Annotated in this window: 24 protein-coding genes and 1 tRNA gene; 4 read left to right on the forward strand and 21 right to left on the reverse strand. The window is 35.5% G+C overall.

The window, feature by feature from the left end; translation table 11 throughout:
* Window positions 1-18 precede the first annotated feature (18 nt).
* Window positions 19-90 (forward strand) — tRNA-Arg (locus tag H6W53_RS03125).
* Window positions 91-378: 288 nt separating this feature from the next.
* On the opposite strand, the gene H6W53_RS03130 is transcribed toward H6W53_RS03125, so the two are convergent.
* The 16 genes from H6W53_RS03130 to tpx form a co-directional block, all read right to left on the reverse strand.
* The gene (locus tag H6W53_RS03130; RefSeq protein WP_185204833.1) at window positions 379-1026 is read right to left on the reverse strand and encodes a J domain-containing protein; all 648 of its coding nucleotides are present in this window, start codon (window positions 1024-1026) and stop codon (window positions 379-381) included.
* 420 nt (window positions 1027-1446) lie between these two features.
* Window positions 1447-1719, reverse strand: coding sequence for a hypothetical protein (locus H6W53_RS03135; RefSeq protein ID WP_185204834.1), 273 nt, complete (start codon window positions 1717-1719; stop codon window positions 1447-1449).
* Window positions 1720-1806: 87 nt separating this feature from the next.
* On the reverse strand, window positions 1807-2148 hold the full coding sequence (locus H6W53_RS03140; RefSeq protein ID WP_076394606.1) for a hypothetical protein: 342 nt from the start codon (window positions 2146-2148) through the stop codon (window positions 1807-1809).
* Window positions 2149-2161: 13 nt separating this feature from the next.
* On the reverse strand, window positions 2162-2716 hold the full coding sequence (locus tag H6W53_RS03145) for an RNA polymerase sigma factor (protein WP_228408211.1): 555 nt from the start codon (window positions 2714-2716) through the stop codon (window positions 2162-2164).
* A 276-nt stretch (window positions 2717-2992) separates the two neighbouring features.
* Window positions 2993-3451 (reverse strand): hypothetical protein, encoded by a 459-nt coding sequence (locus H6W53_RS03150; RefSeq protein WP_185204835.1) that lies wholly within the window; start codon window positions 3449-3451, stop codon window positions 2993-2995.
* A gap of 98 nt (window positions 3452-3549) precedes the next feature.
* On the reverse strand, window positions 3550-3996 hold the full coding sequence (locus H6W53_RS03155) for an SRPBCC family protein (protein WP_185204836.1): 447 nt from the start codon (window positions 3994-3996) through the stop codon (window positions 3550-3552).
* An 18-nt stretch (window positions 3997-4014) separates the two neighbouring features.
* Entirely contained in the window at window positions 4015-4443 is a 429-nt protein-coding gene (locus tag H6W53_RS03160; protein WP_185204837.1) for an SRPBCC domain-containing protein, read from the reverse strand.
* Window positions 4444-4482: 39 nt separating this feature from the next.
* Window positions 4483-5316, reverse strand: a complete 834-nt coding sequence (locus H6W53_RS03165; RefSeq protein WP_185204838.1) for an SDR family oxidoreductase — start codon at window positions 5314-5316, stop codon at window positions 4483-4485.
* Window positions 5317-5448: 132 nt separating this feature from the next.
* Window positions 5449-6315 (reverse strand): VOC family protein, encoded by an 867-nt coding sequence (locus H6W53_RS03170; RefSeq protein WP_185204839.1) that lies wholly within the window; start codon window positions 6313-6315, stop codon window positions 5449-5451.
* Between the two features lie 147 nt (window positions 6316-6462).
* The gene (locus tag H6W53_RS03175; protein ID WP_194304436.1) at window positions 6463-6615 is read right to left on the reverse strand and encodes a hypothetical protein; all 153 of its coding nucleotides are present in this window, start codon (window positions 6613-6615) and stop codon (window positions 6463-6465) included.
* Window positions 6616-6748: 133 nt separating this feature from the next.
* Window positions 6749-7162: an SRPBCC family protein gene (locus tag H6W53_RS03180; protein WP_185204943.1), complete on the reverse strand. Its 414-nt coding sequence runs from the start codon at window positions 7160-7162 to the stop codon at window positions 6749-6751.
* Between the two features lie 75 nt (window positions 7163-7237).
* Complete coding sequence (locus tag H6W53_RS03185) at window positions 7238-7669, reverse strand: VOC family protein (protein ID WP_076394588.1); 432 nt, start codon at window positions 7667-7669, stop codon at window positions 7238-7240.
* A gap of 343 nt (window positions 7670-8012) precedes the next feature.
* The gene (locus H6W53_RS03190) at window positions 8013-8420 is read right to left on the reverse strand and encodes a VOC family protein (RefSeq protein WP_087710785.1); all 408 of its coding nucleotides are present in this window, start codon (window positions 8418-8420) and stop codon (window positions 8013-8015) included.
* A 76-nt stretch (window positions 8421-8496) separates the two neighbouring features.
* Window positions 8497-9087 (reverse strand): Crp/Fnr family transcriptional regulator, encoded by a 591-nt coding sequence (locus H6W53_RS03195; protein WP_185204840.1) that lies wholly within the window; start codon window positions 9085-9087, stop codon window positions 8497-8499.
* A 173-nt stretch (window positions 9088-9260) separates the two neighbouring features.
* Window positions 9261-10472 carry a DUF763 domain-containing protein gene (locus H6W53_RS03200; protein ID WP_185204841.1) on the reverse strand — a complete coding sequence of 404 codons (1212 nt, stop codon included), beginning with the start codon at window positions 10470-10472 and terminating at the stop codon, window positions 9261-9263.
* A gap of 121 nt (window positions 10473-10593) precedes the next feature.
* Complete coding sequence (gene tpx, locus H6W53_RS03205; protein ID WP_185204842.1) at window positions 10594-11091, reverse strand: thiol peroxidase; 498 nt, start codon at window positions 11089-11091, stop codon at window positions 10594-10596.
* A 161-nt stretch (window positions 11092-11252) separates the two neighbouring features.
* Here tpx and H6W53_RS03210 point away from each other — a divergent pair, with 161 nt between their 5' ends.
* Both H6W53_RS03210 and H6W53_RS03215 read left to right on the forward strand, forming a co-directional pair.
* Complete coding sequence (locus H6W53_RS03210; protein WP_185204843.1) at window positions 11253-11705, forward strand: T9SS type A sorting domain-containing protein; 453 nt, start codon at window positions 11253-11255, stop codon at window positions 11703-11705.
* 15 nt (window positions 11706-11720) lie between these two features.
* A complete protein-coding gene (locus H6W53_RS03215) occupies window positions 11721-12818 on the forward strand; it encodes a hypothetical protein (protein WP_185204844.1) in 1098 nt (365 codons plus the stop codon).
* Window positions 12819-13370: 552 nt separating this feature from the next.
* Here the strand turns inward: H6W53_RS03215 and H6W53_RS03220 are convergent.
* The 4 genes from H6W53_RS03220 to H6W53_RS03235 all read right to left on the reverse strand — a co-directional run bounded on the left by H6W53_RS03220 (window position 13371) and on the right by H6W53_RS03235 (window position 17162).
* On the reverse strand, window positions 13371-14561 hold the full coding sequence (locus tag H6W53_RS03220) for an MFS transporter (protein WP_185204845.1): 1191 nt from the start codon (window positions 14559-14561) through the stop codon (window positions 13371-13373).
* Between the two features lie 75 nt (window positions 14562-14636).
* The gene (locus H6W53_RS03225) at window positions 14637-15638 is read right to left on the reverse strand and encodes an aldo/keto reductase (RefSeq protein WP_185204846.1); all 1002 of its coding nucleotides are present in this window, start codon (window positions 15636-15638) and stop codon (window positions 14637-14639) included.
* 88 nt (window positions 15639-15726) lie between these two features.
* A complete protein-coding gene (locus tag H6W53_RS03230; RefSeq protein WP_087710808.1) occupies window positions 15727-16620 on the reverse strand; it encodes a helix-turn-helix domain-containing protein in 894 nt (297 codons plus the stop codon).
* A gap of 119 nt (window positions 16621-16739) precedes the next feature.
* On the reverse strand, window positions 16740-17162 hold the full coding sequence (locus H6W53_RS03235; RefSeq protein ID WP_194304437.1) for a hypothetical protein: 423 nt from the start codon (window positions 17160-17162) through the stop codon (window positions 16740-16742).
* Between the two features lie 244 nt (window positions 17163-17406).
* Between H6W53_RS03235 and H6W53_RS03240 the strand changes: the two genes are divergently transcribed.
* Entirely contained in the window at window positions 17407-17694 is a 288-nt protein-coding gene (locus tag H6W53_RS03240; protein ID WP_087710810.1) for a GNAT family N-acetyltransferase, read from the forward strand.
* Between the two features lies 1 nt (window position 17695).
* Here H6W53_RS03240 and H6W53_RS03245 read toward each other — a convergent pair whose 3' ends face one another.
* Window positions 17696-18793 carry an MBL fold metallo-hydrolase gene (locus tag H6W53_RS03245; protein ID WP_185204847.1) on the reverse strand — a complete coding sequence of 366 codons (1098 nt, stop codon included), beginning with the start codon at window positions 18791-18793 and terminating at the stop codon, window positions 17696-17698.
* Between the last annotated feature and the right edge of the window lie 338 nt (window positions 18794-19131).

The raw sequence follows: 19131 nt of genomic DNA on the forward strand, positions 1-19131 counted from the left end.
AACTTTGCAACTCAATACGGCTGCATAGTTTAATGGATAGAACTTCGGATTTCGGCTCCGACAGTGAGGGTTCGAATCCTTCTGCGGTCACTTTTAAGGACAGACATTTGATGTTTGTCCTTTTTTATTGATCATAATTGAAGTTGATTTTATTTCTTTGATATAAGTCATTAATTTTTTGTCAAATTTATTATCTGGATTTATTCTAAATTAATATATTTGCATCATGAATATGATCGTTCCTTTCAAAGTAGCTCCGTTAGCTCCTGCTTTTTCAATGAATACCGAAGAAATGTATTGCGGCGATAAGAAATCATGCTGCAAAAAATTTAAAAAGGGAAAAAGATGTAAAAAGTGCCCGGGAAGAAAGAAAATGGCTTAATTAAAGCTTTTTAACAGGAAATAGACCGCCAGAATTAGTAAGACTACCCCGATAATAATTCTCGCGATTTTTGGCTGTCCATGAGGATTTGCAACAGTTCTTGGCTGTGACTTAAATAATTCCTCTGCCTTATCTTTAAATTTTTCCGAATTGTTTTCGAAAACTTCGGTAATCGTAATTCCCTGAACGGCTGTTTTGTGCAGTAGTGAATTCGTAGCGTGAAGCAAAATCTGGAATTTTCCGTCTTTAAATTCTGTTATTTTAAAAACTCTTTCTCCATAAGGTTTTTCCAGTCCGAAAGGTAAAACTTTCACCACATCGGCATTTTGAGTCTGCCAATTAATGATGATCTCCTCCCCTTTTTTCGCATGAATTTTGTTTGCCGTAAAAGTTTTAATAGAAGGCGGAATATTGTACCTGAAGCTTTTCTGATGACTTTCTAAATTCTGATCGTAAGAGTGTCTTCTGCTTTTGTCGCTCAATGTTTCGTAAGCTTCCTGAATTTCACGGAATCGGTTTGCAAAAAAGTCATCGTTATCATTTTTATCAGGATGATATTTTAAAGATAATTTTCTATACGCTTTTTTGATGTCTTCTTCCGAAGCATCGTGAGAAATTCCGAGAAAATAGTAGTAATCTTTCATTAAACTATGCAAAAATAAGGATTTTATTTTCTTTTTTAAACGCAAATGGCACGAATAATTTCACAAAGATCTCGAATAATTTTGTGTTATGCTTTTCAATTCTTTTCTTTTAAAACAAAAAATCGTATAAAGTAAAATTCCTAAAAACTCTTTGGAGTTTTATCTGTGTAGAAATCATATTAAGAGGATGTTCGGCGTTCCGTAGGAACGCTATCTTTAGAACATTTATCAAAATATCTCAAGCTTGCATGTTTAAATCTTTTTGATGTTTCGGTTCAGGCGGCTTCGCCGCCTGAACCGAAATCCTATTTTTTAAGATTGCTTCTTTGCTTTGCTCATCGCAATGACTGTAAAAAATTCCGGCTCGGGAAGCGAAGCTTCCCGAGCCGGAATTAAACAATTTCAATTGAGTTACTTTTATTATGCTTCTGCGACGTTTTCTTTTCTTTCGAAACCTCTGTGGCGGCATCTTGAAGCGAATTCTTTTTTAAACTTACCTTTCAGCTCCTGATATTGCTCGTCGTTCATTTCTCTGATTTTATCCGCCAATCCGAAAGGAGATTTTTCTTTGATTCCGTATTCATCAAAAATACCCTTTACAAATCTTTTTCTCTGCGCTGCTTTTTTAACAACTGCTGCAACTCCTACTACGGCTAAAGCAGCTAAAGCGCCTTTTAATACTGAATTTTTCATTTTCTCAAAATTTTAAATTTTACTACTTCTTGTTTTTTATATAGACGAATAGATTTCCATTTTTCTTTACTACTTCTAAAATTTTCACTATTCGTTTGTTCTGTTGTGCCTGTTGAAAAATCCTGTTGAACAACGGTCTCTCCAAACTTCTTTGAATTTTTCTCTTTCTTCGGGTGTAAGATGCATCATTTTTTCTCTCATTTTCTTTTCTTTAAAATCTCTCATCCCTTTTCCGAAATGGAAACCTCCGAAAAGAATTTTACTAAGAATAAGAATTCCCATTGCCTGCCAGAAAGTAATGGATTTTACGCCCAAAATTTCAGGGAGAAGGCAATTCCAGAGCGCCATCACGATCCATGTAACGCCTAAAAAAATCAATGGCGGACAAAGAATCAGAAAAATCCAGCCTTTTTTATGTTTATGATTCATATCTTTTTATTTACTAACTGTTTAAATCTTCGTATAATTTTTTCAATCGGTTTCTTAAATGTTTTACGGCGTAATTTTTACGGCTGATAATCGTTTTAATGTTTTCGCCATGCTCATCCGCAATTTCCTGAAGGGTTTTGTCATTGAGTTCGTTTTCCACGTAGACGAGTCTTTGTTTTTCCGGCAGTTCATCCAGAGCTTCGAAAAGTTTTTTCCAGATCTCATCCTGAAACATTTTAATTTCGGGACCTGCACTTTCATCCATGAGCAGAATATCTTTAATGGAAAAATCGCCGTCTTCATCTTCGTACACGAAATCTTCAAGATTTTCGGTTTTCTTCTTGCGGTATTTGTCCGTGATTTTATTTGCCGTTACTCTGTACAACCAACCGCCAACATTCACAATCTCAGAAAGATTGGTAAGACTACTGAACTGATACCACACTTCCTGCAGAATATCTTCCGCATCCTCCGTATTTTTCACTTTCGGACGAATGTACGACATCAGCTTTCCTCCGTACTTTGAAACGGTCTGTGAGATGATATTTTCCTTCTCCTTCTGTGGCATTGTTATTTTTTCGACAATCTCCATATTGCTATGACGATTGAAAATTTTGTTTTACTTTAATAAATTTAAAATAATTTTTAAGAGATTAAAATTTTCTTTTATTCATCCGTATTTTAAAACACGAATAACACCAATATTTTTTTCGCTTGTAACACAAATCCTTTTATTATGTTTAATTTTTAATGATGAAATTTTTGAAAGATATATATATCACATTTATATTTAAACAAAAAACGGAAAGCTGAGCCTTCCGTTTCTATTTTAAATGATATGTTTTTAGTTCAGATAAATTCCGAAGTACCAAGTCCAGAGAATTAAAATAATCTGCATCGGAATTCTTTCTTTATACAGATAAGTCATTCCGGGACCTGTGAAATCCGCTTTAAAAATATTGATATTTTTTCGGGATGAATTGATATTGGCAATGAATACCAAAACGTAAAAAACTATCAATAAAATGGCAGTCAGTTCACGAATGGAAGGAATCATCAATCCGATTCCGGCTGCAACTTCAATAATACCTGTAAAATAAACCCAAAATAGTTTTGCAGGGATAAAATCAGGAATCATCATTACCATTCCTTTCTGGAACTTAAAATGAGAAAATCCTGTAAATATGATGAAAACAGCCATTCCCAAATTTCCTGAAAACAAAAAATTCCAGTCGCCCTGAAAAATTTTGGTTGCTACTAAAGCCAAAATGAATGTTGTAAAAAGAATGGTAAGTAATTTCATAAGATTTCTTTTTGTTTCCAGTAGATACTAAGATTTACACTATGATTAATCGTAATTTTATCAACTGTAAATATAGCCTAAAATAAATTCGAAAATAATTATTTTTCGGCAAGATCCTTTACAATTTGCAGACCTTTAGTAAAGCCTGTATTCATATGCTCTTGCCAATCTTTTTCAGTCTGTACTTCGGCATGAAGTTTTGTTTTGCCATCAGAATCAATTAAAAAATATTTTTCAAAGCAGCCGCTCCACTGTTTCACCTCCATGCTTTCTGTGTCTTCGTTACCTTCTTCATCTCGCATTCCCAAATGTTTAAAAACAATCTGATCCGGCTTTTTCAGACTGTCTATTGTAGAAACCATTCCTGCTCCTTCTGCATTTGTAAAATAGGTTTTCCCGTTTACTTTCCAGTCAGATTTCATGAAAGAAGCAGAGTTTGGATTAAAAAATTTTGTCCACTCACTGTATGTATTTTCATTCCACAAAACGTCCCATACCTTTTCTTTGGGAGCGTTGATGATGATTTCGTAAGATAAAGTTTCCATATTGTTTTTATTAAATGTTTAGAGTTGGTTTTCGGATAAATGCTTCACATTGGAAAGGGCATCCGGAAATTTTTCTTCAAAAAAGCTTTTAAACTCTTTTGAAGTCTGGATTTCGACCTGAAGATGAGTTGTATTTTCATCTTCAGTCAAAATGTATCTTTCCGTGGCTTCACCCCAGTTCTGCGGTGCTTCTACTCCATTGTAAATCTCACCGAGATGGAGAAATTTAATTTCCTGATTGGGAATTAATGTAACAATTTTACTGAACATCCCGTTGTTTTGGGGATCCAGAAATTTAATGATCTCATTTTCTTTTAAATTTCCCTGATAAAATGAGCCTTCCGTAAATGCAGAAGTCCACTGTCTGAAGGAAAAATCATCCCAAAGTACACTCCAAACTTTTTCCGGTTCCGCATTGATCTGAATATCAAAATGTAATTTTTCCATAAAAAACTGTATAAACTAGCTGTTATTTTAATTAAGATTTTATCCTCCTACAAAGTCTCCGCCATTAATATGAATGATTTCTCCCGTTATAAAACTGGAATCTTCCGAAGCCAGAAAAACATAAGCGGGAGCAACTTCCGATGGCTGCCCAGCTCTTTTTAACGGATTGTCTTTTCCAAAAGTTGACAGATCGTCGAAAGTTTCCTTTACAAGAGGAGTCCAGATTGGACCGGGAGCAACGCCGTTTACTAAAATTCCTTTTTCAGCAATATTCACAGCCAGAGAACGGATGAAAGTGGCAATCGCTCCTTTCGTAGCCGAGTAATCAATTAAATGATCGCTTCCGCGGTATGCTGTAACAGATGTGGTACAGATAATTCTCCCCCCTTTTTTCATTAATGATAAAAAATCTCTGGTGAAAGCAATCATAGAAACAATATTGGTATCAAAGGTTTTCCGGATCTGATCGTCTGAAATCTTTTCAATGTCATTTTTAGGGAACTGAATTCCCGCATTGTTTACAAGAATATCCACTGTTTTCCAGTCTTTTTTGATCTTCTCCAGACATTTTGTTCTGAAAGTTTTTTTTGAAACATCCCCTTTCAGCAAAATACATTTTCGACCTTCTTTTTCTACGAGTTTTTGTGTTTCTTTCGCATCCTTGTCACTTTCTTTATAAATAACTGCAACATCGGCTCCTTCTCTCGCAAAATGAACCGCAACTGCCTGTCCTATTCCACTGTCTCCTCCGGAAATTACCGCTTTTTTATTTTGAAGTTTTTTACTTCCCAAATAGCTTTTCCGTATAATTTCGGGATAAAGTTCGTCTTTAGGAACTTTAGATTTTGAGTCTGACTTGTTCTGTGTCTTCATAAGCAAATCTTTTATGAATACCCATCAAACAGCAAGCCGAAAAGGAAAATTAAGAATTTGAAGAAGATGAGCAGAAAGTTTTTAAACGGTTAAAAAGCTTCAAACCTTCTGCTTTCTTATTTTATTTGAATACTAAGAATTATAAGCGTCTTCCAGATCCTGAATAACAATTTTGTGCATTCCCATCATCGCCTGAAATACTTTTTGCCCTTTTACCGGATCTGATCCGTTTATCAATTCAAGCAGTCTTTTGGGAACAATCTGCCAACTGAAGCCAAATTTATCTTTCAGCCAGCCACACATACTTTCCCTTCCTCCGTCAATCGTTAAGGCATTCCAGTAATGATCGGTTTGTTCCTGATCATCAGTCATTACAACCATTGAAATTCCTTCATTGAAATCGAACTGATGATCGTAAGAATTGTCCATACAGAAGAAACTGTAGCCATTGATTTCAAAATGGGCATGCTGAATATTTTCAGCAGGTTCGGGAGTCGGATGTCCTTCACTTCCATCACCGTATCTTAAAATATTTCCGATTTTAGAATTCGGGAAAACTTTAGTGTACAATTCCATCGCTTCCATTGCTTTTCCGTTATTTTCGTGGATAAACATCAAAGTAGGAATAATCTTTTGGTCGCTTTGTTTTTCTCCTAAAAATATTTGCCAGGTTACGTCATATTTATCTTTCAGCCAGCCATATTTTTTGCTCCAGGAATAAGAATCCAAAGGCATTAAAGCCATTCCGCCTTCCAATAATCCGTCCCAATATTTTTGAACCTCATCTTCCGTTTCGCAAATCACCATAAAAGAAACCGAAGCATTTTTCTTGAAATGCGGACCGCCGTTCAGGAGCATCATTTTCTGCCCAAAAAGTTCGATGTTCATCACCATTGGAGTATCTGTGGTAATTTTTCCATCAAATATTTTGCAGTAAAAATCTGCGGATTCTTTTGCGTCTCCATCGTACCAGAGACATGGGAAAATATTGTTGTTCATAATTTTAAATTTTATTTTTTGCTTTAAACACTAATAGCCACAATTTTTTTTCACGAATAATCATCAATAGTTCAACAGAATCTGTACTATCGATGAAGCATTTAATCAAAATTTAGAGTGAAAATTTTGTAGATCTCGGTATAATTTCTATTCAGTATCAATTTTAAAAGAAACGTGGTTTTCTTTCATATAAGCTTTAAGTTTCTGCATTGCATTTTTTCCGAAACCGTGAAGCTGCATGATTTCCTTTTCAGAATACTCTGAAAGTTTTTCAAGAGAATCAATCTTTTCCTTTGCCAATGCTCTTTGCGCGGGAGCAGCCAGAATTCCCTGTAAAAAGTTCCGTTAACTACATGACTCACCGCGCAAATGGAACTTAAACATTTTGCCATTATCACTAAATTGATCATGATTCTGAAAATTAAAATCGTTCTTAATTGTTTTCTACATACTTATGAAAATTGTTCAGAATTGCGTACCATCCTTCTCGCTGCATTTCGACAGGATTCTGTGTTTCCGGATCGAAAATAATCTGTACGCTGGTTGTATTTTCGTCCATTTTATCAAAAGTTATCTCTGCTTTTCTTCCGTCTTCCATATGATACCTGATCTTTTCATACGGAATAACTTCATCATACGTTCCCACAAAATCGAATCCGAAACTTTTATCTTTGGCTTCCATTCTGTTTTTAAATTGTCCGCCAACCCTTAAGTCGTTTTCAGAGCTCGGGCATTCCCAGGATTCGTGGGCAAAATTCCATTTTGTAATATGTTCCGGTCCGTTGTAATAATCCCAGACTTTCTGAACGGGAGCCAGAATGGTAATATCAATGTGAATAGGTTCCATCATATTATTTTTAAGTGTATAAAAGGCAACTGATTCTAAGTTGCCCTTTCAATATAATTCAGTTTAAAGATAAGTCTATTTTACGTATTCCTCGTTATAATTGATCATCCAATGAACACCATATTTGTCCTGAAAGCTTCCGAAATAGTCTCCCCAAAATTGGTCTTCAATCGGCATTTCTATATTTCCGCCTTCAGAAAGCCCTTTAAAAAGTCTGTCGGCTTCTTCTCTGGAATCTGGAAAAACAGAAACGTAATTGTTATTTCCCACATTCAGTTGTTGTCCAAAACTTGGGACGATGTCTGAAGCCATGAGCAAATCTCCGCCTACAGGAAGTGCAATGTGCATTACTCTGTTTTTTTCTTCTTCCGATAAATGTTCAGTTCCGGGAGCATTGCCCATTCTGTAAATTTCACCAACGAACTCTCCGCCGAAAACGGATTTATAAAAATTGAAAGCTTCTTCCGCTTTCCCATCAAAATTTAAGTAAGGATTTAATTTAGCCATGATTTTTTTTATTTTTTTTAGTTAAACACAGATAGCACTAATTTTTTCACTAATACCACGAATAATATTTGTGGAATTTGTGTATTAATATTTTAAACACAAATAGCTCTAATATTTTTCACGAATAACACGAATACTATTTGTGGAATTTGTGTAGAGCGTTTGTGTGATTAGTATTTTTATCAAACGTATAATTGTCATTCTGACGAAGGAAGAATCTATTTTATCATTTTTTTAATATCAGATCATTCAAGAGAATTTCTGTTAAAAATGACAAAGAAATATCCCCACAAATTTTATTTTACCAAAATTTATGTAAGAATTAATTGTATTGACTTAAATTTTAGTCTTTAGGCATTTGGGATGGATCTGCAAACATTACATTCCAGCCATGTCCGTTGATGTCCCAAAAAGAATTATGATACATCCATCCGTAATCCTGCGGTTCTTCATGCTGTGTTGCGCCATTCGCCACAGCGGTATTTACCATCTGATCTACCTGTTCACGGGTATCTAAACTGATTGCGACCAAAACCTGTGTTGTATCTCCTTTCGGAACCGGTCTTTCTGAAAAAGTCTGGAAAAACTCTTCCGTTAAAAACATCACATAGGTATTTTCGTTCATAACAACACAAACTGATTTGTCGTTTGACATTTCATCATTAGTTGGGAAGCCTAATTTTGTCCAGAATTCTTTGGTTTTCTGTACATCTTTCACCGGAAGATTCACATAAATCTGATTGATTTTCATTTTGCTGTTTTTACTGTTAAAATTATACTCAAAGTTATCAAGTTAAAATAAAAATCAACTTGCCATAAGACAAGATTTAAATTTTCTTCGGATGGGAAACCAGCTCTTTACGGATTCTGCTTAAGGAAGTATCTGTAATTCCCAGAAATGAGGCAATCTGCTTTAAGGGAGCAAACTGTACTACATGCGGCTTCTGCTCTAAAAGATTGAGATAACGTCTGGTTGCGGAAAGGGTAAATATCTCTACGGAACGCTGTTTCCCGATGAAAAGCTGCTGAGACATCCAGGCTCTTCCCCATTCTCTGAGATTCGGGATTTTATGAAATAATTCCTGAAAAGTTTCAAAATCAAACTTCCAGCATTCGCAGTCTGTAATGCAGACAATATTTTCCTGAGTGGGAATTCTCTGAAACAGTGAAGAAACTTCGATGATGATTTCATTTTCAACAAAAAAATTGATCGTTACTTCATTTCCGTTAAAATCGTTGACAAATGAGCGAGCCAGACCTTTCTCCAGAATATAATATTCGTTGGCTGTTTTTCCTTCTTCCAGAATGAAATCTCCTTTATGAAAAGAAACTTTTTCATGTGCCTGAAATATTTCCTCAAGCTCATCATCCAGAAAAAAAGGAAAATCGTAGCAGATTTCTAAGGCTTTATTGCTCATCAAGTGAATGTTTTTCAAAGCTTTAAAAATAAAATTTTTATTGGAAATGATGAAGTAAATCTTATATAAAGTGATGATTTGCGGAATCATAAACTAATCACGCTCTTACTTTGAGATGCTTCAATCCACTTTGTTCTATTAGGATAACAAATATATTTGATTATTAACAGATTTTAAAACAGAGAAAGCTGAATAGGTTTTGGATTCGAAGGTTTCTGAGCATCTCCGAAAACGGTTTTACCTCCAAAACGCCAGGAATTCTGTCTTTCTTCTTCAATTACTTCCTGAATATCAAAATCGGGAGTAAAATCTTTCTCAGTCGATTCGATAATCTGATGTAACTTGTTTAAGGTTTTTAACTTGTCTGAATTGCCAAGTTTAGATTTTTCAATTCCTGATTTTAAAATCTGTAAGCTTTCATCATAGACTTTGGTAGGAACCGGAAACGGATGACCGTCTTTTCCGCCATGCGCAAATGAAAATCTCGCAGGATCTTTGAATCTTGACGGCGCACCGTGAATAACTTCGCTTACCAAAGCCAAAGACTGCATAGTTCGCGGACCGACACCTTCCAGCATGAGTAAATCTTCGAAATTTTGCGACTGTTGCTCTCGCGTTATGTATAAAAGAGCTCCAAGCCGTTTCAAATCTACATCCGAAGCCTGAATGTCGTGATGATTGGGAAGAATTAATCTTGAGAAATCGCTCATTATTTCCGCGGAATTGGTGTGGGAAATTTCCAGAATTCCTTTTCTGTTCCCGGAAGCTTCCGCATCTGTAAGATTTAAAATAGTTCCTCTTGAAATTCCGTTGATTCCGGTGTGAGGCTCTTCCACAAAGGATTTAATATTTTCTGAATGCCAATGATAGCGTCTTGCTGTTCCGTCCGATTCATGCATTCCCTGCTGAACAACGCTCCAATTTCCGTTATCCGACAGAATAAAATTATGCAGATACAGTTGGTATCCATCCTGAATTGCGGTGTTATCTACTTTCGCCGAAAGTTTGCTGGCTTTTACAAGATCATTTCCGTTTAAACCCGTTTTATCGGCAATCTGAAGGAGTTCTGAAGGTGTTTCGCGGGAAAATTTTCCTTTTCCGCCACAAATATACAATCCCAACGACTGGGAATTCGGATTGATGGAACGCTTCAAAGCGCCCATTACGGAAGTTGTAATTCCTGAAGAATGCCAGTCCATTCCCATCACCGCGCCAAAACTCTGAAACCAGAAAGGATCTGCCAGTCGGCGGAGAACTTCGTCTTTACCATACTCCATGAGAATTACCTCAACGATAGAAAGACCGAGGATCGACATCCGTTCGTAAAGCCAACGCGGTACTTTGCCATAGTGAAGGGGTAAATCTGCGGTTCCGGAACGTTTCATTGTGTAAAGGTAAGCGGAAAGTTTTTAATTTTTAATGATTGTGATCAGTAATTTTATGGAAAACAGGAAAGAAAAAAGTCCTGCAGACTGTGCAGGACTCCGATTTTTTATGGATCGGTTTTTATTTCAACGCAGCTAATGCAGCCTGATAATCAGGTTCATCTGCAATTTCTGATACTTGCTCTGTGTAAACCACTTCATTGTTTTCATCCGCTACAATGACAGCACGGCTTAAAAGTCCTTTCATAGGCGAATCTGTAATGGTTACTTCGTAATCGTCTCCAAAACTGCTTCTGAAATCCGAAAGGGTTTCTACATTGTTCAGACCTTCCGCAGCACAGAATCTTCCCAAAGCAAAAGGCAAATCTTTAGATACGTTGATCACAACAGTATTATCTAAAGCTGAAGCTTCTTCATTGAATTTTCTTGCGGATGATGCGCAAGTCGGAGTATCAATACTCGGGAAAATGTTGAACACTTTTTTCTTTCCTTCAAAAGTTTCCAGAGTTTTCACATTCAGTCCTGCATCTAAAAGAGCAAAATCTTTGATTGTACTTCCTACTGACGGAAGGTTTCCTATTGTGTTTACCGGGTTTCCTTTTAATGTAATACTTGACATAATTTATTTTTTTGTTTTTCAAATTTAGCTAAAAAAGAAAACTTTTCCCATCAAATAATGGTTAAAAAATAATTAAACCGGAAATAAAATAACATAAGTCTGAAAAACCTTTTTGTAATGGAAAATTTATTTATATTCGCAGTCCTTAAAAATGATTAACCATGAGAAAAAAAATTACTCTACTTTTATTCGGAGTGCCTTTTTTTGGTTTTGCCCAGTCTGTGGTAGGAAATATCAATTCAGGAGCGGTTTCTGCTGATAACTTCACGCATTCAGTGGGAGAAATTTATGTGATTCCTACAGATCCGGACAAAACAAACTCCGGAACTATGGGAATGCTTTACCAATCTGTTTTACAGGTTTTGGGTGTTTCAGAACTTGAAAAAGACCATGTGAAAATTTATCCGAATCCTACTGCTGATTTCATTTATGTTAAACTTAATTCAAAATCAAAAATTGAAGGTGCTGAAATCTATGATCTTTCGGGAAAGCTTATTTTCAAAACCAACTTAGATTCTGAACAACTGGATTTAAGACATCTTCAGCAGGGAGTTTATATGATCGTTTTCAAAAACTCCGACATCAAACCTATTAAAATTATCAAAAAACCTTAAAAAAACTATTTGAACATGAAAAAGCTTTACGCAACTATAGGATTATTTTTAGCAAGTTTAGTAAGCGCGCAGGTTCCGCAGGCATTCAGTTATCAGACGATTGCTTTCAATGCGGCAGGAGCTCCGATTGCTAACGGAAACGTTTCTTTGAGAATCAGTATCCTGGATAATGCAGCCAACGGAACGGTTTTATATACCGAAACTCAAAACAAAACGACCAACGCCAAAGGTCTGGTAAACCTGAACATTGGACATGGAACGGCTACTACAGGAAACTTCGGGGCGATCAACTGGGGAACCAACGCCAAATTTGTTAAGGTGGAAATGGATCCAAATGGAGGTTCTAACTACACGAATGTTGGGGTAAACCAATTGATGAGCGTTCCATATGCACAAGTGAGTAAGACAGTTGTAACAGGCGCAGGACAGGGAATTACCCTTACTTCTCCTAATGGAACAACTTATATTTTGGGAGTTGATAATTCGGGTAATTTAAATTTGCCTGTTGCGTCTGGATCATCAAATACTACATTTCCTGCAAATCTTTATATGTTCGGAACTTATAATAATTTTAACGCCTCTTCTGCTGAATTACTTAGAAATAGTTCTTCTAATCAGAAAACAGGATACAAATATTTTCCAGCAAATACACAAATTAAATTCATAGCTGGACAAAATTCTTCTGCGCAGGTTTATGGATCAGATAATCAAAATAATTTAATAGCGAATGGAAGCAGTTTTAATATTACTTCTAATGGATTTTATAGAATAGGTCTTTCTAATTATGGAATGTATTCTGTCGTTTCAACAGAGAATATAAATCCTTCAACGAGTTATCTAAGTTCTTCCATTATTGTATCTAACACTACTTACAATACAGCAACAAATAAATTTACCATAACATTTTCCGGAGTTACTTCATCAAATTTCTCAGGATTTGTAATTACTTTAAGTAATGGTGAACAATTAGGCGATAATCTTAGTGATGGAAGTTTTGATGTAAATGGAAGCAGTATAACAATTCCAAATTTAACGTTAACACCTAAAAATTTCAAAATGGAATTCAGTATCAATTTCGATGCAACAGGAACATACACAATCACACAAATTTAAGCAAGAAATTATTAGCAATGTACTTAACAGAAGCTCCTTTCATAAAGGGGCTTTTTCTATTTAAAAATTACTTTAAAATTTGAAAGGTAAAAACAAATCCTCCCGAAAAGAGAGGATTTATTATGAAAACTATGTCGTAGAAAATTTAAATAAAAAGTCTGTTTAAACTTTTATTTAACCGCAAAAGTCACAAAAGATCTACTATTTTTTTTGATTGTCCGTTTATTAACCTAAAGCTTCGACAGGCTCAGCTTGACATCGCTAGAAATCAAGCATTTAGTATTAGAGGTGTCACACTGAGCTTGTCAAAATGCCTGTTATAAATAATTGATTTTCATATCAGTGCATAGTAATAGGTTGTTTAACGGATATTCAAAATTTTTTTATTTAAAGCTGATCATTATAAATGAAAAAGCTCACAATAGTTTTTAAAAATCTTTGATTTTTATTCTTTTGAGCGCTTTGATTACTCTGGAAATTCGTTTTAAATTATCTTTTGTCCATTTTGCGGTTAATTCTGAAATTAGTTTAAACAAGTTTAAATATAAACTTTTAAGCATGAGCTTTTCTGAATTTAATCATGCTTAAAATAAACAGTCCTAAAAGTCCCAGAATAAAATAGCCTTCCGCAACATGAAGCTGAATCTGAGGTTTTATGAAAGCTGCAATTCCATAGCTCAATGCTGAAGTAATAATGAAGGCTACTCCACCCGTTAAACCACCTGCAATTCCGGCAGAATTGGGAAATCTTCCGATACAGTAGGAAAAATAATTATTGAAAATAAATCCTGCTGTTACGTGAATTAAAAAAGCAAAAGCAACCAGACTGTAAATATTATTGGAGAAATACGAAGCGGCAAACATAACAGCAATCAGAAGCAACTGAATAAAGTTAGCGTTTCTTATTTTCGGTAAAAAAGCTTTATTAATTAATGCCTTTCCTAAAAATCCGCCCGTCATCCACGCAAAACCGAGAATAAGAGAAACATATCCTGCCACAACTTCGGAATAGCCCATTTTATGCTCAATAATAAAGGAACCACAAAGATTAAAAAACATAATCATTGAGTAACTCAAGCCGCACATAATTATTCCGTAGAAAAAATCTTTAGCTTTGAACATGGAGTTGTATTCTTTAATCAGGAATTCCACATGAAAAGGATTCCTCTTTTTTAATGTTTCACCAGAGAATATAAATTCAAGAATCAGCAGCAGCAAACTGTACCCTGCCAAAACGTAAAAATTTGACTGCCATCCAAAGTTTTTCTGCAGATATCCTCCGATAAACGGTGCAACAATAGGTCCAACCGACCAGACAATCGTCATGATGCTGAGATAATGTTTCCGCTCTTCTCCTTCATAAACATCCACAAAAAAAGCTCTTTTGGCAACGACAGCGAAACCCGACAAAACACCCTGCAAAATACGCATTGCATAGATCACAAAAATGTTCTGCGTTGTAGCGGTAATTAAAAAAGAAGCGACAAAAAGTGCCAGAGAAATCATGGAAACTTTATATCTCCCGAAAGAATCTACAATACTTCCGGCAAAAAACTGGGTAAGTCCGTAACTGATTAAAAATATGGATAAAGTAAGCTGAATATTGCTTTCCGTCTGATGCAGTTCCGTTGCCATACTCGGCATAGAAGGCAGATAAATATCCGTTGCCAATCCGGACATCGGAATAACGGCAAATGCTAAAACCGTAGCAATAAATTTGTTTTTTTCTTTAAGGGTAACCATTGCTGATGTTAAAAATTTTCAATTGAAAATCCAGATTTCCGGAAAAAGATCCTGAAAATCTGAATTCATGCAATTTTAATTATTGACTAATTTCATTGATCCTTCGCTGTATCTTTCACCAACGTTGGGATATTTTTTTAAGATTGAATCTATAATTTTCAGGTCTGATTCTGAAAGCTCAATTTTGGCTGCTTCAATATTTTCTTCTAAATATTGGATGCGTTTCGTTCCCGGAATCGGAATGATGTCATCTCCCTGATTCAGAACCCATGCTAAAGCAAGCTGAGTTCCTTTTACGCCTTTTGAAGCCGCAAAATCATTGATCTCCTGAGCTAAATTTCTGTTATTTTCAAGATATTTTTCCTGATAACGCGGTAAAGATTTTCTGAAATCTTCATCCGTAAAATTCTGAGCTTCGTTAATATTTGAAAAAAGTCCTCTTGCTAAAGGTGAATAGGGCACTAAAGCGATTCCCAGTTCGCGGATTACAGGCAGAACTTCACGCTCCACATCTTTCGTAAGCAGGGAATATTCTGATTGCAAAGCTGTAATCGGATGAATTTTATGTGCTTTTCTGATCGATTCCGCAGAAGCTTCGGATAAACCTAAATACTTTACTTTTCCTGCTTTTACCAAATCTGCCATTGCTCCTACCGTTTCTTCCACAGGAATATTGGGATCCACTCTGTGCGCATAATACAAATCGATTTCATCAATTTTGAGGCGCTGAAGGCTTAAATCCACTGCCTTTTTAATCCATTCCGGTGAACCGTCGAAATACGTTCCCGGAGCGCCGCTGTGACCTGCTTGTCCGTCTTTAAAACGGAATCCGAATTTGGTTGCGATAAAAATTTTGTCACGGTTCGGAACCAAAACTTTTGAAATTAATTTTTCATTTTCTCCGTTGGCATACATATCGGCTGTATCCCAAAAGTTGATCCCCAGATCTAGCGATTTATGAAGGGTTTTGATGCTTTCCTGTTCATCTGTGGGTCCGTAAGCAAAGCTCATTCCCATACATCCCAAACCGATGGCTGATAAATCTTTTCCGGTGTTTCCTAATTTTCTAAATTTCATGATAGCTTGTGATTTAAAAGTTACAGTACAAAATTATAACAGCCACTGAATGATTTCAATATAGAATTCAAACGAAGAATTATAAAATTCAAACAAGAGCAGTTCTTACTGCATTGGGGGTCATTCCGGTTTGTTTTTTAAAATAATTGGTAAAATAGGCAGGTTCTTCAAAGCCTAATCCGTAGGCAATTTCAGAGACATTCCAGTCGGTATGTTTTAATAAGGCATGAGCTTCCTGAATAATTCTTGCCGCAATCTGCTGACTTGTCGTTTTTCCCGTAATTTCCTTTACGGAACGGTTTAATGAATTGACGTGAATGGAAAGACTTTCGGCATAATCTACCGGACTTTTAAGTTTTAAAAATCTTTCGGGACTGTCAATCGGAAATTGTCTTTCCAGCAATTCCATGAATAAGGAAGCTACTCTTTGCGAAGCATTCTGATAAGGTTCAAAATTTTCCGCAGGATGCATTTTCATTGTTTCGTGGATCAGAAGATGAAGGTAAGCACGCAGCATATCATATTTATGAAGATAATCGGACTGAATTTCGTTCATCATTTTAATAAAGATATCGGCAACGGTTTTCTGCTGTTCTTCATTGATGAAAAAAACTGGAGTTCCGCCAATTTTGAAGAGCTGGGAATCCTGAAGATTTCCCAGACGGTTTCCGTCATGCACAAAATGATCTGTAAAGAGGCAGAAGAAACCTTTCTGATCATTGTCTTCTGCTTCCCAAGAATAAGGAATTACCGGATTCGAAAAAAGCAAAGCCGGCTGATCCACATAGATCCATTTGTCAGCATAATGCAGTTTTCCTTTCCCGATAATTAGTGAAATTTTATAATAATCTCTTCTGCTGTACGGCGTAATGAGTGAGCAGTTTTCGCGTGAAAAAACATTAAAATGTCCTACTCCGGGAGTTTTGATGCACTCCAGACCGACGCGTTGATAAAATCCTTTTACAGTTTCATTAGATTCCATGCTTCAAAATTATAAAATTCAAACATAAATCTGATCATGAAATAATCATTATAGATAAAATAAAAACGACTGATCTTTCGACCAGCCATTTAAGATTAAATATAATTGATTAATTGGTTTTAATGATGACCTTTTCCGTTTTTATGCCTGTAAACTTTGGCTTTTTTATCCATGTGTTTATAGCGTTTGTCATTATTTTTATTTCTATTGTAAACTGCTACAGGGTTTTGTCCTTTGTAATATCTGTTTTTAAATTTAGCATATTTATCTCTTCCTAAAATTCTTTCCAACTCTACATAACGGTCATTTCTCCATCGATCAGGATTATTATCATATACTCTGTTCCAGGAATCATAATCTCTGTAACGGTCGTTCAGTGCATAAATCTGGTTTGCCTGTGTTGTTGAAAGCACCAGATCTGAAATTACACTCTGCCAGTTAACATCGGTAATACTTCTTCTGTAATCGTTGTAATAATCTGTCTGTGCGTAGGATAAACCAAAAGTTCCTACCAACATCATTGTTATGATTAACTTTTTCATCTTTCATTCAATTTAAATTCTACTGTACAGAAATTTTCAATTTGAATGCCAAAATATTTTTCATCATTTTTAAAGATCATCAAACCAATTATAAATCATTGATTTCCTTATATTTACAATCTATTCATAAATTTTTCTTAACGGTTTTAAAAATTCTTAAAATTTTCGAAGATTTCAGTTTTAATTTGTAATTTTAAAAGAAGAAAGTTTTCAATACTTCTTACTCACCAAAAATCTCAATTGTATGGAAAATATAAAATTTGAAGTATCTCCGTATCAGGATGAATTGCAGATACTTATTGACGGAAAAAAGTCGGGCTATATGTCCATTGAGATCGACGGCAGACTTTTAATTGTCTACTACACCAAACTTGAAGAGGAGCATGAAGGAAAAGGCTACGCCAAAATGCTTCTGGATGAACTTGTTCGCTATGCCGAAGAAAAAGATCTTCTGGTAGATCCAGAATGTGATTTTGTAAGACAGCAGTTTGAAAATCATCCTGCCCGTTACAAAGACATTTGGCACGCGTAAATTAGTCTTTCCACCAGACTCTGAACTTATTATCTGAAGCATTTAGATCAACAGGTTCGCCGATCATGGGTGTTAAAATATTAAGATTTTTATCTTTTCCGAGCTTCGTTACTCTTTCCAGCGGTTCGTTCCAGGCGTGGAGCGCCAATGCGAATTTGGACGAATGCACCGGAATGATATTTTTCGCCTTTACCTCAATACTTGCCTGAATAACATCTTGCGGCAACGCATGAATGTATTTCCATGCTTCATTATACTGTCCGTTCTCCATAAATGCATAATCGAAAGGTCCGTATTTTTCACCGATCATTTTGAAATGGGTATCGTAGCCGCTGTCTCCGCCTAAAAACAGTTTCTTTGTTGGGGTTTCTAAAACATAGGAAGTCCAGAGTGTAACATTTCTTTTGACTTTTCTTCCTGAAAAATGTCTTGCAGGAGTATAAATTATTTTGATATTATTTTTTAAAACAACTTCACTTCCCCACTCGTCTTCGATGAGTTGTTCCGGTTGATATCCCCATCTTTCCAGATGTGAACCGACTCCCAATGGTAAAATGACCTTTTTTACTTTATTTTTAATGGCTTTTACCGTAGGATAATCCAGATGGTCGTAATGATCGTGGGTAATCACCAGATAATCAAGTTCCGGAATATCTGCGGGCTTAAAAATATCGGCTCCGGAAAAGGCTTTGTTGAAAAACTTAAACGGCGAACCGTAAGAACTTAGCACCGGATCAATAAGAAATGAAACGCCATCGGTCTGGATATAATATGATGAATGTCCCAACCACACAAAAATATCTTCATTTTTAGGAAGATTTTTTAAATTTGTATGAATGGATGGAATATTTTTCAGTGGCTTTAAAAGCGGATTTTTTTTGGCAAAGAAGAAATCGAACATTACTTTCGGCATGGAATATCCTTCTGCAAGAGAGGGTGTTTCGCTGAGGTTCTGAAACTGACCGTCTCTGTAATGAGCGGACTGCTGCATTCTTTTTAACCTCTCTCCTTTTGCTTCCGCACCAAAGACTTCCTGTCCTGTAATTACAAAATATAATAAAACCACTAAAACTGCGACTGCAATAATTGTATAAACCATTTCTTGAAATAATTGTCAAATGTATGACTTTATAAGCTATGACGATTTAAAACTGAAATTCCTTTATTTTTTATCTGAACAATTTTTAGTAATTGTTTATAACGTCAAATTAGCAAAGTTTTTTTTCGGAGTTTTTGTGAATGTTTTTTGTTCGCAATTGCGTTTCATTTATTAAACTTGTCTAAACTTTTTTACCGCAAAAGATGCAAACGATTGTAACACTTTAGTTTTTTAAGTTGAATACTTAAATGGAAAAAAGAGGAAGAATTCAATATCAATTATGAAGAAAATAAAAATACAGACAGGGTTTCGCCTGTCTGAACGGGATAAACAATAGC

The sequence above is a fragment of the Chryseobacterium sp. C3 genome, assembly GCF_014218905.1.
In the GTDB taxonomy this organism is placed as follows: domain Bacteria; phylum Bacteroidota; class Bacteroidia; order Flavobacteriales; family Weeksellaceae; genus Chryseobacterium; species Chryseobacterium mucoviscidosis.

What these genes read in the sequence shown, in the direction of transcription:
- H6W53_RS03130 (WP_185204833.1), bottom strand. Translation starts at nt 1,026, where the DNA reads ATGAAAGATTACTACTATTTTCTCGGAATTTCTCACGATGCTTCGGAA.
- H6W53_RS03135 (WP_185204834.1), bottom strand. Translation starts at nt 1,719, where the DNA reads ATGAAAAATTCAGTATTAAAAGGCGCTTTAGCTGCTTTAGCCGTAGTA.
- H6W53_RS03140 (WP_076394606.1), bottom strand. Translation starts at nt 2,148, where the DNA reads ATGAATCATAAACATAAAAAAGGCTGGATTTTTCTGATTCTTTGTCCG.
- H6W53_RS03145 (WP_228408211.1), bottom strand. Translation starts at nt 2,716, where the DNA reads ATGCCACAGAAGGAGAAGGAAAATATCATCTCACAGACCGTTTCAAAG.
- H6W53_RS03150 (WP_185204835.1), bottom strand. Translation starts at nt 3,451, where the DNA reads ATGAAATTACTTACCATTCTTTTTACAACATTCATTTTGGCTTTAGTA.
- H6W53_RS03155 (WP_185204836.1), bottom strand. Translation starts at nt 3,996, where the DNA reads ATGGAAACTTTATCTTACGAAATCATCATCAACGCTCCCAAAGAAAAG.
- H6W53_RS03160 (WP_185204837.1), bottom strand. Translation starts at nt 4,443, where the DNA reads ATGGAAAAATTACATTTTGATATTCAGATCAATGCGGAACCGGAAAAA.
- H6W53_RS03165 (WP_185204838.1), bottom strand. Translation starts at nt 5,316, where the DNA reads ATGAAGACACAGAACAAGTCAGACTCAAAATCTAAAGTTCCTAAAGAC.
- H6W53_RS03170 (WP_185204839.1), bottom strand. Translation starts at nt 6,315, where the DNA reads ATGAACAACAATATTTTCCCATGTCTCTGGTACGATGGAGACGCAAAA.
- H6W53_RS03180 (WP_185204943.1), bottom strand. Translation starts at nt 7,162, where the DNA reads ATGGAACCTATTCACATTGATATTACCATTCTGGCTCCCGTTCAGAAA.
- H6W53_RS03185 (WP_076394588.1), bottom strand. Translation starts at nt 7,669, where the DNA reads ATGGCTAAATTAAATCCTTACTTAAATTTTGATGGGAAAGCGGAAGAA.
- H6W53_RS03190 (WP_087710785.1), bottom strand. Translation starts at nt 8,420, where the DNA reads ATGAAAATCAATCAGATTTATGTGAATCTTCCGGTGAAAGATGTACAG.
- H6W53_RS03195 (WP_185204840.1), bottom strand. Translation starts at nt 9,087, where the DNA reads ATGAGCAATAAAGCCTTAGAAATCTGCTACGATTTTCCTTTTTTTCTG.
- H6W53_RS03200 (WP_185204841.1), bottom strand. Translation starts at nt 10,472, where the DNA reads ATGAAACGTTCCGGAACCGCAGATTTACCCCTTCACTATGGCAAAGTA.
- tpx (WP_185204842.1), bottom strand. Translation starts at nt 11,091, where the DNA reads ATGTCAAGTATTACATTAAAAGGAAACCCGGTAAACACAATAGGAAAC.
- H6W53_RS03210 (WP_185204843.1), top strand. Translation starts at nt 11,253, where the DNA reads ATGAGAAAAAAAATTACTCTACTTTTATTCGGAGTGCCTTTTTTTGGT.
- H6W53_RS03215 (WP_185204844.1), top strand. Translation starts at nt 11,721, where the DNA reads ATGAAAAAGCTTTACGCAACTATAGGATTATTTTTAGCAAGTTTAGTA.
- H6W53_RS03220 (WP_185204845.1), bottom strand. Translation starts at nt 14,561, where the DNA reads ATGGTTACCCTTAAAGAAAAAAACAAATTTATTGCTACGGTTTTAGCA.
- H6W53_RS03225 (WP_185204846.1), bottom strand. Translation starts at nt 15,638, where the DNA reads ATGAAATTTAGAAAATTAGGAAACACCGGAAAAGATTTATCAGCCATC.
- H6W53_RS03230 (WP_087710808.1), bottom strand. Translation starts at nt 16,620, where the DNA reads ATGGAATCTAATGAAACTGTAAAAGGATTTTATCAACGCGTCGGTCTG.
- H6W53_RS03235 (WP_194304437.1), bottom strand. Translation starts at nt 17,162, where the DNA reads ATGAAAAAGTTAATCATAACAATGATGTTGGTAGGAACTTTTGGTTTA.
- H6W53_RS03240 (WP_087710810.1), top strand. Translation starts at nt 17,407, where the DNA reads ATGGAAAATATAAAATTTGAAGTATCTCCGTATCAGGATGAATTGCAG.
- H6W53_RS03245 (WP_185204847.1), bottom strand. Translation starts at nt 18,793, where the DNA reads ATGGTTTATACAATTATTGCAGTCGCAGTTTTAGTGGTTTTATTATAT.